This window comes from Bariatricus massiliensis, assembly GCF_900086725.1.
GTDB lineage: Bacteria > Bacillota > Clostridia > Lachnospirales > Lachnospiraceae > Allocoprococcus > Allocoprococcus massiliensis.
Map to the genome: position 1 here is coordinate 34,701 of NZ_LT574832.1, position 15,426 is coordinate 50,126.

The 15,426-nt window shown below is 41.7% G+C and carries 13 protein-coding genes, 1 tRNA gene and 1 rRNA gene; all 15 read left to right on the top strand.

The features are described from left to right. Positions 1–103: 103 nt before the first annotated feature. The gene (locus tag BN6465_RS00275) at positions 104–805 is read left to right on the top strand and encodes a DUF5058 family protein (protein WP_066730614.1); all 702 of its coding nucleotides are present in this window, start codon (positions 104–106) and stop codon (positions 803–805) included. A gap of 30 nt (positions 806–835) precedes the next feature. Then, entirely contained in the window at positions 836–1,522 is a 687-nt protein-coding gene (locus BN6465_RS00280; RefSeq protein ID WP_066730615.1) for a hypothetical protein, read from the top strand. Between the two features lie 18 nt (positions 1,523–1,540). After that, the gene (locus tag BN6465_RS00285) at positions 1,541–2,737 is read left to right on the top strand and encodes a M20 metallopeptidase family protein (RefSeq protein WP_066730616.1); all 1,197 of its coding nucleotides are present in this window, start codon (positions 1,541–1,543) and stop codon (positions 2,735–2,737) included. Positions 2,738–2,905: 168 nt separating this feature from the next. Beyond that, positions 2,906–3,082, top strand: coding sequence for a hypothetical protein (locus tag BN6465_RS20605; protein WP_154670165.1), 177 nt, complete (start codon positions 2,906–2,908; stop codon positions 3,080–3,082). A 131-nt stretch (positions 3,083–3,213) separates the two neighbouring features. Next, complete coding sequence (kdpA, locus tag BN6465_RS00290) at positions 3,214–4,971, top strand: potassium-transporting ATPase subunit KdpA (RefSeq protein ID WP_066730617.1); 1,758 nt, start codon at positions 3,214–3,216, stop codon at positions 4,969–4,971. Between the two features lie 16 nt (positions 4,972–4,987). After that, entirely contained in the window at positions 4,988–7,057 is a 2,070-nt protein-coding gene (gene kdpB, locus BN6465_RS00295; RefSeq protein WP_066730618.1) for a potassium-transporting ATPase subunit KdpB, read from the top strand. A gap of 37 nt (positions 7,058–7,094) precedes the next feature. Further along, on the top strand, positions 7,095–7,703 hold the full coding sequence (gene kdpC, locus BN6465_RS00300) for a potassium-transporting ATPase subunit KdpC (RefSeq protein WP_066730619.1): 609 nt from the start codon (positions 7,095–7,097) through the stop codon (positions 7,701–7,703). Between the two features lie 13 nt (positions 7,704–7,716). Then, on the top strand, positions 7,717–9,546 hold the full coding sequence (locus BN6465_RS00305) for a sensor histidine kinase (RefSeq protein WP_066730620.1): 1,830 nt from the start codon (positions 7,717–7,719) through the stop codon (positions 9,544–9,546). 86 nt (positions 9,547–9,632) lie between these two features. Next, positions 9,633–10,064 carry a potassium channel family protein gene (locus tag BN6465_RS00310; protein WP_066730621.1) on the top strand — a complete coding sequence of 144 codons (432 nt, stop codon included), beginning with the start codon at positions 9,633–9,635 and terminating at the stop codon, positions 10,062–10,064. Next, positions 10,064–10,741 carry a potassium channel family protein gene (locus BN6465_RS00315; RefSeq protein ID WP_066730622.1) on the top strand — a complete coding sequence of 226 codons (678 nt, stop codon included), beginning with the start codon at positions 10,064–10,066 and terminating at the stop codon, positions 10,739–10,741. Before BN6465_RS00310 ends, BN6465_RS00315 begins: the two co-directional genes overlap by 1 nt. Further along, entirely contained in the window at positions 10,728–12,224 is a 1,497-nt protein-coding gene (locus BN6465_RS00320) for a TrkH family potassium uptake protein (RefSeq protein WP_066730623.1), read from the top strand. The genes BN6465_RS00315 and BN6465_RS00320 overlap by 14 nt, the downstream gene beginning before the upstream one ends. Before the next feature lie 166 nt (positions 12,225–12,390). Next, entirely contained in the window at positions 12,391–13,926 is a 1,536-nt protein-coding gene (locus BN6465_RS00325; protein ID WP_066730624.1) for a DUF4118 domain-containing protein, read from the top strand. After that, positions 13,926–14,612, top strand: a complete 687-nt coding sequence (locus tag BN6465_RS00330; RefSeq protein ID WP_066730625.1) for a response regulator transcription factor — start codon at positions 13,926–13,928, stop codon at positions 14,610–14,612. The genes BN6465_RS00325 and BN6465_RS00330 overlap by 1 nt, the downstream gene beginning before the upstream one ends. Before the next feature lie 242 nt (positions 14,613–14,854). Further along, positions 14,855–14,942 (top strand) — tRNA-Ser (locus BN6465_RS00335). 243 nt (positions 14,943–15,185) lie between these two features. After that, positions 15,186–15,426, top strand: a 16S ribosomal RNA gene (locus BN6465_RS00340); the annotation flags it as partial.

The following is a 15,426-nucleotide window of genomic DNA, read 5'->3' on the forward strand; positions in this document are numbered from 1 at the left end:
AACAATAATGTGAAGTGTAGAAAAAAATAAATATGTTATATTTTGTATAACATGCATGTTGTTTCTATGGTTATTTAAAGCAGAAATGTAAAGGAGGTTCCTTATGGGAAAATATCTGCAATTAGCGAATTCATGGCCGGTTTTTCTTTTTTGCCTTGTGCCGATCATAGCTGTTATTTTACAGTCACTTAAATTTATCAGTATTGCAAGAAAAGAAGCAAAATCATTAGGAATGGAAGATGAAAAAATAAAAAAAGTGATGACAAACAGTGCTGTTTTTTCTATTTTGCCGTCTTTGCCTATTATCATCACTATGGCGGCCCTCATGCCGGTACTAGGAAAATTCATACCATGGCTGAGATTATCGGTTATCGGTTCGGCAATGTATGAAAGTATGTGTGCTGACCTTACAATTACTTCGTTTGGATTTTCCGGGCTTGGAAGTACGGACATCACAATCGAAGCGTGGGTTGGAGTCGTTTGGGTAATGTGTATTGTTGCATTAGTTTGGCCTTTATGTAATGTAATTGGACTTCGTGGTTATGATAAGGGAATGAAAAAGATAAGTGGTCCTTTTATGGGGGTTTTGGCTGCGTCATTATTTATGGGAATGATGGGAATCATGGGAATTCCAAAATTTTTAAATTTTGCAGATCCGGTCAGTATTTTGGTGGCTGTAGTTTCTGGTATTTCTGTGTTGATTTTAGAACTTATAGCGAAAAAGACGGGCGTAAAAGTATTGTCGGAATTTTCATTTCCATTGGCTATGATATTAGGAATGGCATCAGCCATGATTGCAAGTTAAACAATAATTGAAAGAAAAGGAGGTAATGTAATGGAAAACAATTCCGGTGGATTTTCCGAATATGATAAGAAAATTCATAAATTTGGACTTATATCTTCTATTATCATTATATTGACATTGGCATGTGTACCGTTGGCGATACAGTTGGTGTCGGGTGTGACTCCAGATGTTGGTAAAGTTTTAGGGGCTATGAGCGGCGCGCTGGTAGTATTTGGCCCCGTTGCTATTATTGAATTTTTGTCTTATACACCTATTTTAGGGGCGGGTGGTATGTACCAGACATGTATCACAGGTAATACAATGAATATGAAACTTCCGGCGGCCCAGAGTGGACAAAAGCTGGCGCAGGTGGAACCCGGAAGTAAGGAGGCGGATGTAGTTTCCGTTATCAGTATTGGTGTTTCTTCTTTGGTCACAATGACTATTATATTTTTAGGTATGTTATTAGCAGCTCAATTAATGCCTATTTTGACTTCCAAAACTATGGCGCCGGCATTTAATAATTTGATGCCTGCTATTATGGGAGCTTTGCTCGTACCGAAAATAAAAAGCGATCCGGCGCTGGCATCTGTTCCATGTATTGGTGCAGCTATCGTTACTGTCGTGCTTGGATATGCGACTGTAACTTCAATGCAGACGTATTTACTGCCGGTTTTTCTTATATTGTCAGTAGCATGGGGATATATCCTCTATAAACGTCGTCAGAAAAAACAGTAGATTAAAAGGAGAATAAAAATGTCTATTTTAGAAGAAGCAAAAAATATCAGTGATATATTAAAAGAGCATCGGCGTTACATACACCAAAATGCGGAACAGCATTTAGAGCTGCCAAAGACAGCGGAGTATGTAATGAATACATTACGTGAATTGGGATATGAACCAGAGCGTGTAGGCAGCAGCGGCGTCATTGCTATGGCTGGAGGAAAAAAGCCCGGTAAAGTATTTTTAATGCGGGCGGATATGGATGCTCTTCCGATTCAGGAAGAAAGCGGTGAGCCTTTTTCCTGTCAGACCGGAAGTATGCATGCCTGCGGACATGACTTTCATACAGCAATGCTTTTGGGAGCAGCACAACTGTTAAAAGCACATGAAGATGAAATCAATGGAACTGTTAAATTAATGTTTCAGCCTGCGGAGGAAACGTTGGCCGGCGCAAAAATGATGATAGATGCAGGTGTCTTGGAAAATCCCAAAGTAGATGCCGCAATGATGATTCATGTGACAGGGTCTATGCCTCTTCCAACAGGAACAATTATGATTCCAGATGCAGAGTCAGGAGCAGCCGCCGCAGATTGGTTCAAAATATCAGTACAAGGAAAGGGTGGCCATGGCGCGATGCCGGATACAGGAGTAGATCCCTTAAATGTATTATCCCATATTCATCTGGCCATACAAGCGATTAATTCCCGCGAAGTTTCTCCGGCGGATGTAGCGGCGCTCACGGTAGGGCAGATGCATGGTGGCGCAACTTCTAATGTAATTCCTGATACAGCCATGATGAGCGGGACTTTACGTACTCTGGACAATAACGTGCGGGAGTTTGTAAAACGTAGAATTGTAGAAGTTTCTGAAAGTATTGCGGCAACTTTCAGGGCAAAGGCTACGGTGGAGTATGAGCGTGGTTGTCCATGCTTTGAAATTAATGAGCCACTGCTTAAGGAACTGTCAGGCTATGCCAAGGAGATGGTCGGAGAATCAGGAGTCTGGGATATGGCAGAGGCCAAAGTAAAAAATAAAAATATGGGTTCCGAAGACTTTTCATGGGTTTCTGTGGAAGTACCAGCGGCTTGTTTTTCCGTTTCTACAGGATCGCCAGAGGAAGGATATCAATACCCTCTTCATCATCCAAAAGCTGTATTTAATGAGTCAGCGTTATCCATTGGAGCAGCATTATATACAGATTTGGCTTTGAAGTGGTTAGATAATAACTAAATTTACTTAACTTAATTGAACAATAAGAGACCATGATACAGCAACACATACGTGTTTGTTTATCATGGTCTGTTTTATTTATATAAACTTTATATCCCCGTCAGAAACCTTGAATGGCATCTTAACGCAGAGTAGATGTAATTTATAGGTGAGAAGGGAAGTGATGTTATGTTGACAAAATACTTAGATAATCATCTGGATAAAATACAGAAAATATATGAAGAGCATCCAATGATTTCGTTTGTTGCCGTAAATATGATGGCGGCAGCCGGTATACTTGGATTGGTGTTTGTTGTCACTTTTCTCGGCGCATTGCCGATATATTTTTTATCAGGTCTGTTTTAACACAGAAATGAGTAATGCGCAACCACTTGGAAGGAGGGTTTATTAATGAATGTAATGCTTGTACTAATTGGAGCGGCAGCAATTTTTTTGCTTGGCTATCTTACCGTAGTACTATTGAGAGGTGACAAGAAATGAGTAATGTAGCGATTCAAATGATTATTTACTGTGTAATTTTAATTGCACTCGCCATTCCGCTTGGAAAGTATATTGGTAAGGTGATGAATGGAGAGAAAGTATTTCTTTCTAGAATATTTGTTCCCTGTGAAAAAGGAATTTACAGGGTGCTTAGGCTCAATAAAAGCGACGAAGATATGGGATGGAAAAAATATGCCGTCTGCTGTGTGGTGTTCAGCATATTTGGATTTGTAATCTTATTTTTTCTTCAAATGTTTCAGAAAATTCTTCCGCTTAACCCGGAAGGAATCGGAGGAACATCGTGGCATCTGGCCTTCAACACGGCATCAAGTTTTGTGACGAATACTAACTGGCAGGCATATTCAGGGGAGAGTACGCTGAGTTATCTGACACAGATGCTTGGATTGACCGTTCAGAACTTTGTTTCTGCGGCTACAGGCATCGCAGTACTCTTTGCGCTGATTCGTGGGTTTATTAAAGTAAAACAAAAAGGAATTGGTAACTTTTATAAAGATATGGTAAGAACTGTACTTTACATATTGATTCCACTTTCTCTCGTTATAGGAATCGTAATAGCCGCACAAGGTGTTCCGCAGACATTTAAAGCTTATGACGAAGTAGAGCTTCTTGAACCAATAGAAGTAGAGAACGAAGACGGTACAATTACGACTGTCACAAAGCAGGTTGTACCTTTAGGACCTGCCGCAAGCCAAATAGCAATTAAACAGCTCGGAACGAACGGAGGAGGATTCTTTGGTGTAAATTCTGCACACCCTTTTGAAAATCCAACTATATTCACGAATTTGTTGGAAATGATTTCTTTATTACTAATTCCGGCAGCATTATGTTTCACTTTTGGGAGAAATATTAAGGATAAAAGACAAGGACGTGCGATTTTTATTGCAATGTTCGTTATGCTTGCAATTGCTCTTGGCATTATTGGCTATAATGAACAGATTGGAACTCCGCAGGCCGCACAAGGGACAACGGTAGCTATGGAAGGCAGCAGTGTTTACAGTGGAGGAAACATGGAAGGCAAGGAGACAAGATTTGGTATTGCCACTTCTGCCACTTGGGCCGGATTTACTACGGCCGCGTCCAATGGTTCGGTCAACTCCATGCATGACAGCTATACACCGATAGGCGGTATGATACCAATGTTGTTGATGATGCTGGGTGAAGTGGTATTCGGCGGCGTAGGATGTGGCCTCTATGGAATGATAGGATTTGCCATATTGACTGTCTTTATAGCCGGATTGATGGTGGGACGCACACCAGAATATTTAGGTAAAAAAATTGAACCGTTCGAGATGAAGATGGCGGTATTTATTTGTCTTGCCACACCAGTAGCAATCTTGATAGGAAGTGGCATTGCTGCTTTACTTCCGGCTACGGTAGGCAGCTTAAATAATGCGGGGGCACATGGATTGTCGGAAGTACTGTATGCATATTCATCCGCAGGAGGGAATAATGGTTCTGCGTTTGCCGGCTTTAATGCAAATACGCCATTCCTAAATATTAGTATCGGATTGGTAATGCTGTTCGTACGTTTTGTACCGATGATTGCCACACTGGCGATAGCCGGAAGTCTGGCTCAGAAGAAAAAAGTTGCTGTGAGTTCTGGAACGCTTCCGACCCACAATGCGATGTTCATAGTTTTATTGATATTCATTGTATTATTGGTTGGGGCACTTAGCTTCTTTCCGGCATTGGCGTTAGGACCGGTTGCAGAATTTCTGCAGATGATTGGATAATGGAGGGTAGTTGACAATGAATAAGAAAAACAACAGTATCTTTGCTGATAAGGCAATTATGAATAGGGCGCTAAAAGATTCGGTTAAGAAACTGAACCCAAAAGTCCAGATAAAGAATCCGGTCATGTTCATGGTATTTGTGTCGGCTATATTGACGTTAATACTGTTTGTATTTGCACTTTTTGGAATCAGAGATGCACAGCCGGGATTTATATTGGCGGTTTCCATTATATTATGGTTTACTGTATTATTTGGGAACTTTGCAGAAGCCATTGCGGAAGGTAGGGGAAAAGCGCAGGCAGATACCCTGCGTGCAAGCAGGAGAGATGTAATGGCAAATAAGATTCCTTCCTCGGAACAAAGACATAAGGTCACGGCAGTACGTTCAGCAGAATTGCGGAAAGGAGACATTGTGGTTGTCTATGCCGGAGAACAAATTCCGGCGGACGGTGATGTGATCGACGGCGCCGCGTCTGTAGATGAAAGTGCGATTACAGGGGAATCTGCACCGGTAATCCGCGAGAGCGGAGGCGACAGAAGCGCGGTAACAGGGGGAACTACGTTGGTATCCGACTGGCTGGTCATAGAAGTGACGAGTGAGCCGGGACAAAGCTTTCTGGATAAAATGATTGCTATGGTAGAGGGAGCATCAAGAAAGAAAACTCCCAACGAACTGGCATTACAACTGTTCTTGGTTGCGTTATCCATAATCTTTTTGTTGGTTACCTGTTCTCTTTACGCATACTCTCTATTTTCGGCAGGACAGCTGGGAAAAGTAAATCCAACTACAGTAACATCGTTGGTAGCGCTTCTAATTTGTCTTGCACCGACAACGATTGGCGCGCTGTTATCAGCAATTGGCATTGCTGGTATGAGCCGCTTGAATCAGGCAAATGTTCTGGCTATGAGCGGGCGCGCAATTGAGGCTGCCGGTGATGTAGATATATTGATGCTGGACAAAACAGGTACAATTACACTGGGAAACAGACAGGCGGATGCCTTTCTCCCGGTAGACGGTGTGTCGGAAAAAGAGCTTGCTGACGCGGCACAGCTTGCGTCTTTGGCAGATGAGACACCCGAAGGACGAAGTGTTGTCGTTTTGGCAAAAGAAAAATTTAATATCCGGGGCAGAAATCTTGAGGAAATGAAGGCGGAGTTTGTTCCGTTCACGGCCAAGACGAGAATGAGCGGGGTGGATTATAAAGATAATGAAGTCCGCAAGGGAGCCGCTGATGCAATCCGGACGTATGTACAGGAAAGCGGTGGTGTTTACAGTAAGGAATGTGACAGAATTGTCAAAGAGATATCCAACCATGGGGGAACACCACTGGTAGTTGCCAAGAATCATCAGATACTTGGAGTGATTCGTTTGAAGGATATTATCAAATCTGGTGTCAAAGAAAAATTTTCTGACTTGAGGAAAATGGGTATCAAAACAATCATGATTACTGGTGATAATCCTCTGACCGCCGCCGCAATAGCTGCAGAGGCAGGTGTGGATGATTTTCTTGCTGAAGCCACACCGGAAGGTAAACTTGACATGATTCGTGATTTCCAGAAGCAGGGACATCTGGTGGCAATGACGGGTGACGGTACCAATGATGCACCGGCGCTTGCACAGGCGGATGTGGCCGTGGCTATGAATACCGGTACACAGGCCGCCAAGGAAGCAGGCAACATGGTGGACTTAGATTCTTCTCCTACAAAGCTGATTGAAATTGTTAAAATTGGAAAACAGCTTTTGATGACTCGGGGGGCTCTGACAACATTTAGTATCGCAAATGACGTGGCAAAATATTTTGCGATTATTCCGGCGCTTTTTATGGGACTTTATCCGGCTCTGGGCGTATTGAACATCATGAGGCTTCACAGTGCGGCAAGCGCAATTTTGTCGGCGTTGATCTATAATGCGCTTATCATCGTAGTCTTGATACCATTGGCGCTGCGTGGCGTAAAATATAGAGAAGTGGCGGCAGACGCACTGCTTAAAAGGAATCTTTTAATATATGGTGTGGGCGGTATTATCATCCCATTTATTGCAATCAAGTTAATAGATATCATACTTGTAATGTTGTTCGGTATTTAGCATGTAGACTATAACATAGAAATTAGGAGTGAGAAAAATGGAAACAAAGAAAAGTAAGACAGTATGGAAAGTGTTGGGCCTATTCCTGATTCTTATGCTAATCACCGGAGTTATTTATCCACTTGTGGTGACAGCAATATCTCAGGCGGCTTTTAAAGAAAAGGCAAATGGTTCGATTATAGAAGTAGACGGAAAAAAATATGGAAGTGTCCTGCTGGCTCAGCAGTTTACCGGAGATGAGTATCTGTGGGGCAGAGTCATGAATCTCGATACATCAACTTATACAGATGAAAATGGAGATACAGTAATGTACGCGGGTCCAACAAACTTGACGCCGGCCAGCGAAGATTATGAGAAGTTGATTGCCAAACGTGTGGAAAAGTTGAGGAAGGCAAACCCAGAAAAGGCGGATGAGGAGATACCAGTGGATTTGGTGACAGTATCAGGCAGTGGTCTGGATCCTCATATATCCCCTGAGGCCGCGAAATATCAAGTTGAGAGAATTGCTGATACACGGGGAATGGAACCAGAAGAGGTACAGAAGATTATAGACAAATATACGGAAGGAAGGTTTTTTGGAGTGCTTGGTGAAAAAACAGTCAATGTACTGGAGGTAAATTTGGAGCTGGAAGGAATATTAAAATAGCAGGGGATAACAAATGGCCGGAAAAAAGACACTTGGAAAACTAAAGATTTACTTTGGATATGCGGCGGGTGTCGGCAAGACCTATGCTATGTTGGACGCGGCAAAAGGGGATATAGAAAATGGTATTGATGTAGTGGCAGGCTACATCGAACCCCATGACCGTCCAGATACAATGGCACTTTTGAGAGGATTTGAGACGCTTTCGCCCCAAATACTAGAATACAAGGGAATAGAGTTGAAAGAGCTTAATCTGGATGCCGCGCTGTTTAGAAAGCCGCAGCTCATATTGGTTGATGAACTGGCCCATACGAATGCACAGGGATGCCGTCATGCCAAGCGGTATCAGGATGTTCAAGAACTTCTGGAGGCGGGAATCGACGTTTACACTACGGTGAACGTGCAGCATTTGGAAAGCTTAAATGATATTGTGGCGTCGATTACGCATGTGACGGTAAGAGAACGGATACCGGATTCGGTTTTTGACAGTGCAGATCAGGTAGAATTGGTGGATATTGAACCTGCTCAGCTTATCAAAAGGTTGGAAGAAGGGAAAATATATAAGAAGAATCAGGCCAACCGGGCGGCACAAAACTTTTTCCTTGCCGAAAATCTTACGGCATTGCGTGAAATTGCGCTTAGAAGGACGGCCGCCAGAGTAAATAAAAAGGTGATGGAGGACAGGGCAGTACGTGTCGGAGCAGATTATTTTACAGGAGAACATATTGTTATTTGCATCTCGCCATCACCTACAAATATGAAAGTAATCCAGACGGCTGCCAGAATGGCAAATGCTTTTCAGGCAGAGCTTACAGCATTATTTGTTGAGACTCCGGAATATGAGCAGGTGGATGAAAAGATAAAGCAGGCCGTCTATAATAATATCCAGCTGGCAAAACAATTTGGAGCTAAGGCATCTATCGTCTATGGAGATAACATCGCATATCAGATTGCGGAGTATGCAAAAGCAAATGGAATTTCAAAGGTGGTTCTTGGCAGAACTGGATTTGCGGCACGGCGTTCCCTTTTTTTAAAGAAAAGTCTGATAGAGAAGTTAACATCCTATGCGCCTAATCTTGATATGTATGTGATTCCTGATGCCAATGCTGTCAGAAAGACAAAAAGAAAAACAGATAAAAAATTAGGTAAAAATTGGAAAGATGTTCCAAAGGCAGCAGTTATTTTAACTTTGTGCACACTGATTGGATTTGGTGCTTATTTATTTTTTATTGGGCCTAGGTTTACATTTCAGGCTTCAGAACCCATTTATCCATTTACTTTTCTAGTAATAGGTGCAGCTTCTTTATTGATTAGTTTTCTGACCTTAAAATTAAGGATACAGGGGAGGCAGGAGGCGCTGAAGTCAAGGCGTACAGAGATTCTTTTGAATACAAGCTGGAAATTGAGACGTGCCATGGGGGCAGAAGAAATTCTAAAAGAGGGGGCATGCCAGACAGCCGCACTTCTCGGAAAAAGTATTATCATCTACAACACAATAGATGGAGAAATGAAAAGGGTGGAGATGGTATTTCCAAAAGATATGCCGGTCGTGATTCGTAAGAATGATATTATTACGATGATGACAGAAGAAGAAAGGGCGGTGGCAGTCTGGGTGATGAAGTCAAAACATAAGGCGGGACGCACGACAGATACCCTTCCCAGTTCCCAAGGTTATTATTTCCCTGTTATGGGAGAAGAGAGAGTTTTTGCCGTCTATGGGGCGGCACTTGGAGAAGGAGAGAAAATTAATCCCTTTGAAAAAAATATATTAAAGGCAATTATCAACGAGACAGCCTTTGCAGTAGAAAAATATGTAATCCTTTCTGAGCAGAATAAATCATCTTAACATAATCTTTATGCTGTCTTTATACTTTCCAAATAGAATCTTTATTCCTTGGGTGCTACAATGACGCTATTAAGGAGAGTGATAAAATGTTGTTTCAAAAAGTGAAGCTCGTTATTGTAGTAGGGTGTGGAAGATTTGGCGCGGCACTAGCAGGTTGTCTCTGTGAGAACGGCTGCGATGTAGTTGTTATTGATAAAGACCCAGAAAGCTTTGACATGTTGCCTGAGAGTTACAGTGGTTACCAGATTGCTGCCGACGGGGCAGATATAAATATATTGGAAAATGCGGGAATCGGCAGGGCTTACATGGTGATAGGGGCTACAGGGTACGACTGTACCAATAATATAGTATGTCAGGCAGCCTCCAGAATCTACCATGTACCAAATGTATATATGAGACTGACCGACCCAAATATGGAGAAAATAATTCAGGGATATGGTATTCAAGTCATTTACCCGTTCCGTCTTTCTATGAGAGAATTTGAACGTCTGAGCGGTATAGAAGTGGAGGCGGTCTAATGAAAATCGTAGTCGCAGGAGGACGGGCAAAGGCTGATTTTCTTATACAGTCTCTAGTAGATAAAAAAAATCAAGTAGTGGCAATCAATGACGGAGAAATGTACTGTAAATATCTGGCAGGCAAATATGATATCCCGGTGGTTGAGGGAAATCCATGTAAAAAAGATGTGCTGGATGACGCTGACATTACAAACTTTGATGTCTGTGTGGCCCTGCGCCCTGATGACGCTGAAAATCTGGCTATCTGCCAGATGGCATCTAAAATCTACCAGATCAAAAAAACAATCTGTACGGTCGCCAACCCTAGAAATGTAGAGTTATTTAAGGAATTGGGCGTGACTAACGCGATTAGTGGTACATATATGGTAGCTTCTGTGATAGAAAAGGCATCGATGGTGGATGAACTTGCCAAGACGTTGGATTTGGAAGATGGTTCTGCGGTAATAACAGAATTGGCCGTAAAAAAAGAATATCCAATATGTGACGAAATGGTCATGGATGTTAATTTTCCGGATAATGTGATTATCGGATGCATAGTAAGAGGAAAGGAAATGACAGTGCCCAACGGTTCTTTTGTTGTCAGAGAAAAGGATAAATTAGTGCTTATCTCTTCGCTCCAAACTCAAAAAGAAATGCTTAAGGTAATCACAGGAGGGGACAGCCATGCTTCATTATAAGAAAAAGTCTTCCGGTCTTGTCCTGATTGTGCATTATATTGGGGCGGTGGCAATCGTTATCGGATGCATTCTTCTTGTGCCTCTTATTATGCTCATTCCTTTTCCGCAGGAAATCGGGGAAGCAAAATATTTTATTATTCCGGGCACCCTATGTATTGCGGCCGGATATTTTCTTTTTCATATGAGAGAAGAAAAGTACAAGTGGAAAAATTACAAGAATAAAGAAAATATTATTGTCACATTGGCTTGGATTATGGTCATACTTTTGAGCAGTGTCCCGTTTGTGCTTACAGGTAAATATAATTTCACCCAGGCTATTTTTGAATGTACCAGCGGTTACAGTACGACGGGGCTTTCGGTAGTGGATGTGGCAAAGACCTCCCATATATTTCTATTTTTTCGCAGCGTTATGCTGTTTGTAGGAGGTATTGGTCTGGTTCTGGTCGTGATTACAGTACTTTCAGACCGCTATGGCATGAAGCTTTTTGAGGCGGAGGGGCATTCAGATAAAATGGTACCCAACCTTCTCCAGTCAGCAAGGGTGATTTTTCTTATCTATTCTGGTTACATAGCAGGGGGGACCGTACTTTATATTGCCTTTGGCATGAATTGGTTCGATGCAGTGAATCATGCTGTGGCGGCTATTTCGACAGGGGGTTTTTCTACACAGGCGGAAAGCATCGGCTACTATCACAATACTGGCATAGAGGTTGTAACGATTGTACTGATGTTTCTAGGGGGGACCAATTTTATGGTACATTTGGCTCTCCTAAAAGGAAAATTCAGAAAAGTTTATACGGACTGCGAGTTTAGATTTTCACTGTTTGTCTATCCTCTGTCAGCAGTTCTACTGGCTGTATTGGCTGGATATCCGGCAGCGAAAAATATGTCAGAGGGCGTACGTATGGGGCTGTTTCAAGCGGTGTCGGCTATGTCCACCACTGGTTTCCAGACAGTAGATTCTTTTAAAAGCTGGAGTTCTCCTATGATTTTCATCATGATTATGTTGATGATGATAGGAGGAGGGGCAGGATCAACAGCGGGAGGAATCAAACAATATCGTGTATCTATTGCGGTAAAAGAAATTTTCTGGAATTTAAGAAAAAAAATCGGCAATAAAAGGACTATCGTTCCTGAAAAAATTACCCGATGTGGAGAACCTATTGAAGTGGACGGGCAGTTATACCGCAGCAACATGGACTTTATCTTTTTATATATTATTTTTATGGGGATAGGAACGATGATATTTACCTGCTTTGGATACTCTGTGCAGGATTCTATGTTTGAAATGGCTTCATCTTTAAGCACGGTAGGCCTGTCGATGGGGATTACGGGATATGATGCACATCCATTGATTTTGTGGACTTCTACTATAGGAATGTTCTTAGGTCGTCTGGAGATTTACATTGTATTTATTACTGCGGCCAGAGCATGCATAGGTATAAAGAATAAATTGAAACATACATTATCGACTGTAGTATAATAATTGCACATGCGTGCAATCAAAGGCGATTGCATCGCCTTTATGCCGTAAAACGGTATGTTATACCGGCAAGCCACCACTTGAAAAGTAAATGGCGCGAAGCGCCGCTTCCTTTTCTGAGTTTGTGGTATAATGAACGCAATGTGCCAAGTGCGGAGGAATGAAGATGGAATGGCAGAAAAAAATAGTATATTATATGAAGAAAATTATCGTTGTGGCAATTGTGATTGGTCTGGTCACTATGTTTTCTTTTGTTCTTTACTCTATGGGAATACGCGCTGAGAATATTCTCATGGTCTATACGTTTGGTATCCTTATTATCATCATGGAGACAAAGAGGTACGAATTTGGTATTGTTTCCGCATTTGTAATGGTAGCATTGTTCAATTATTTTTTCACAGAGCCACGTTTTACACTGCGTGTTTATGATAGAAATTATCTGATATCTTTTATTATTTTTCTGATAGTCTCAGTTATAGTTACCTCTCTGACTATCAAGATACAAAAACAAGTTCAAGAGTTAGAGGAAGCTCAGAGATTTACTAATATCATGTATGAAGTGAGCAGCGGCTATCTCCATGTATCCGGGCTAAAGCAGGTGGCAAAGTACGGGATTGAATGTCTGGAGAATATCCATCAGTGTAGGTATATTATCTTTGTAAATGAAGGTAGGAAAAATAAGAGAATACCTTACAGCAATTTTGAAGAGCAGATACCGGATGAAATTATGAAAGCGGCAGAATGGAGCTATAAACAATCCTCTGTGTGTGGGAAAGGGACTAGCGATTACCCATGTATAGACTACTATATGATGCCCATTGTCAGTAAGGGCATTACATTTGGTGTGCTGGCGATGGAAAATGAGACACAGCCGGTCAGGAACAAGGAGAAACAGATACTGGATTCTATCGTCTCTATAATTGCCATGGCTATGGACAGAGAATGTGCCAATGAGGCAGAGCAGGAAAGTAAGCTTGCTTCTGAGAGAGAGTACTTGCGAAATAATCTGCTTCGTTCTATTTCGCATGATCTGCGTACACCGCTGGCAGGAATTACCGGCAGCGCAAGTTTCCTTATGGAAAGCTATGATGAAATTGATAAAGATAGCAGAGAAACGCTGTTGAAAGATATTACGAATGATTCAATCTGGCTGGCCAGAATGGTTGATAATCTTCTCAATATGACACGAATCCAAGAAGGCAAGCTTAAAATTCACTATGAGGAAGAAGTTGTGGATGATATCGTAAGCGAGGTCAACAGCCGTGTCCAGCGAAGGCTTGGAAACCGACGCCTGCTCATAAAAACGCCTGCAGAATGTCTGTCGGTTCCAATGGACGGTCAGTTAATTATACAGGTTCTGGTAAATCTGGTTGAGAATTCTATCAAGCATACGAACAACGACGGAATCATTCATCTTGAAGTAGAAAAGATTGTGATAAAGGAAAAGAGAAATGCGGTTTACGCCAAATTTGCTGTAGAAGATGATGGCACAGGTATCGCGAAAGAAATACAGGAGCGAATGTTTGAAAGTTTTGTTACGTCAGATACTGAAAAGGGGGCAGACTGCGGAAGAGGTATGGGATTGGGATTAAGCATAGCCAGTGAAATCGTGAAAGTCCATAATGGCATGATTGGAAGCTATAATAATCATTCAAAAGGGGCAACAGTATACTTTCTGATTCCCATGGAAAGGGGCAAATAATGACTAAAGGACATATTCTAGTTATAGAAGATGATAAAAGTATCATAAACTTCCTGACAATATCTTTAAAGACAAATAATTATAAAGTAGATGTGGCAGAGAATGGACTCAACGGAATGTCTTTGTTTTTTACAAATAAGCCGGACATGGTTCTTCTGGATCTGGGTCTGCCGGATATAGATGGAACTGAAGTGATTAGGCAGATTAGGATGTCCTCTAATATACCTATCATTGTAATCTCGGCAAGGGGGCAGGACGAGGAGAAGGTGGAAGCGCTGGACTTAGGGGCCGATGACTTTGTGACTAAGCCCTTTAGTATTCAGGAGCTTATGGCACGAATCCGTGTGGGTTTCCGAAAAGTCATGCCGGACAACACCATTCAAAATGTTTTTGAGTCAGGGGGATTGAAGATTGATTATGAGATGAGGCAGGTTACGGTAGATGAGGTTCCCGTGCATTTGACACCAATAGAGTATAAAATATTACTTCTTCTTGTGAAGAATTCGGGGAAAGTATTGACGCACCGTTATCTGCAAAATGAAATATGGGGATACACAGATGAAAAAGAGTTCCAATCCTTGAGAGTATTTATGGCAAATATACGTAAAAAGATTGAGAAGGATACAAATCATCCACAGTATATTGTAACGGAGGTTGGAGTCGGATATCGTTTTGTTGGAAATTGAAACTCGGACATACAGTGTAAGGCGGCCGTATAAACAGTTCGATAGAAGTCAATATATAGGAAGAAAGAGGGATTTCTTCCTATATATTGAAGCATTAAAAAAACTTGTAATTTTTTTAAATAAATAGTAAAAAAACCGTTGACACAGGTCGACTTCTTTTGTATAATAATCCATGCACTGTGAAATTCGGGAAATAATTCCTGTAAAGAAGCAGTAAAATATGGATTAAATATTCAGGCTGTGGAGAAATACTCAAGAGGCTGAAGAGGCGCCCCTGCTAAGGGTGTAGGTCGGGTAACCGGCGCGAGGGTTCAAATCCCTCTTTCTCCGTTTCATTTGAAAACATGTTTGAAAAAATATCAAAAAAAGATGTTGACAAATGCCAAAGGATATGATAATCTATTAAAGCTGTCGCTGAGACAGAACAAAGAACTTTGATAATTAAATAATAGACAACAACCCTGAAAATTCTTTAAAGAGATTTTTTCAGAACAAGGACATCATAATGATGTCGACCTAGAACAGTAAACAGGAACAGAATTGCCAAGCGATTCTTGACTGGATACAAACACTTTTAACGAGAGTTTGATCCTGGCTCAGGATGAACGCTGGCGGCGTGCCTAACACATGCAAGTCGAACGAAGCACTTGAACTCGATTTCTTCGGAAGGAAGGTTCTCGTGACTGAGTGGCGGACGGGTGAGTAACGCGTGGGTAACCTGCCTCATACAAGGGGATAACAGTTAGAAATGGCTGCTAATACCGTATAAGACCACAGCACCGCATGGTGCGGTGGTAAAAACTCCGGTGGTATG

Coding starts and splice junctions, on each gene's coding strand:
- kdpB (WP_066730618.1), top strand. CDS start 4,988: ATGAATAAGAAAAACAACAGTATCTTTGCTGATAAGGCAATTATGAAT.
- kdpC (WP_066730619.1), top strand. CDS start 7,095: ATGGAAACAAAGAAAAGTAAGACAGTATGGAAAGTGTTGGGCCTATTC.
- BN6465_RS00305 (WP_066730620.1), top strand. CDS start 7,717: ATGGCCGGAAAAAAGACACTTGGAAAACTAAAGATTTACTTTGGATAT.
- BN6465_RS20605 (WP_154670165.1), top strand. CDS start 2,906: ATGTTGACAAAATACTTAGATAATCATCTGGATAAAATACAGAAAATA.
- BN6465_RS00325 (WP_066730624.1), top strand. CDS start 12,391: ATGGAATGGCAGAAAAAAATAGTATATTATATGAAGAAAATTATCGTT.
- BN6465_RS00280 (WP_066730615.1), top strand. CDS start 836: ATGGAAAACAATTCCGGTGGATTTTCCGAATATGATAAGAAAATTCAT.
- BN6465_RS00315 (WP_066730622.1), top strand. CDS start 10,064: ATGAAAATCGTAGTCGCAGGAGGACGGGCAAAGGCTGATTTTCTTATA.
- BN6465_RS00275 (WP_066730614.1), top strand. CDS start 104: ATGGGAAAATATCTGCAATTAGCGAATTCATGGCCGGTTTTTCTTTTT.
- BN6465_RS00320 (WP_066730623.1), top strand. CDS start 10,728: ATGCTTCATTATAAGAAAAAGTCTTCCGGTCTTGTCCTGATTGTGCAT.
- kdpA (WP_066730617.1), top strand. CDS start 3,214: ATGAGTAATGTAGCGATTCAAATGATTATTTACTGTGTAATTTTAATT.
- BN6465_RS00330 (WP_066730625.1), top strand. CDS start 13,926: ATGACTAAAGGACATATTCTAGTTATAGAAGATGATAAAAGTATCATA.
- BN6465_RS00310 (WP_066730621.1), top strand. CDS start 9,633: ATGTTGTTTCAAAAAGTGAAGCTCGTTATTGTAGTAGGGTGTGGAAGA.
- BN6465_RS00285 (WP_066730616.1), top strand. CDS start 1,541: ATGTCTATTTTAGAAGAAGCAAAAAATATCAGTGATATATTAAAAGAG.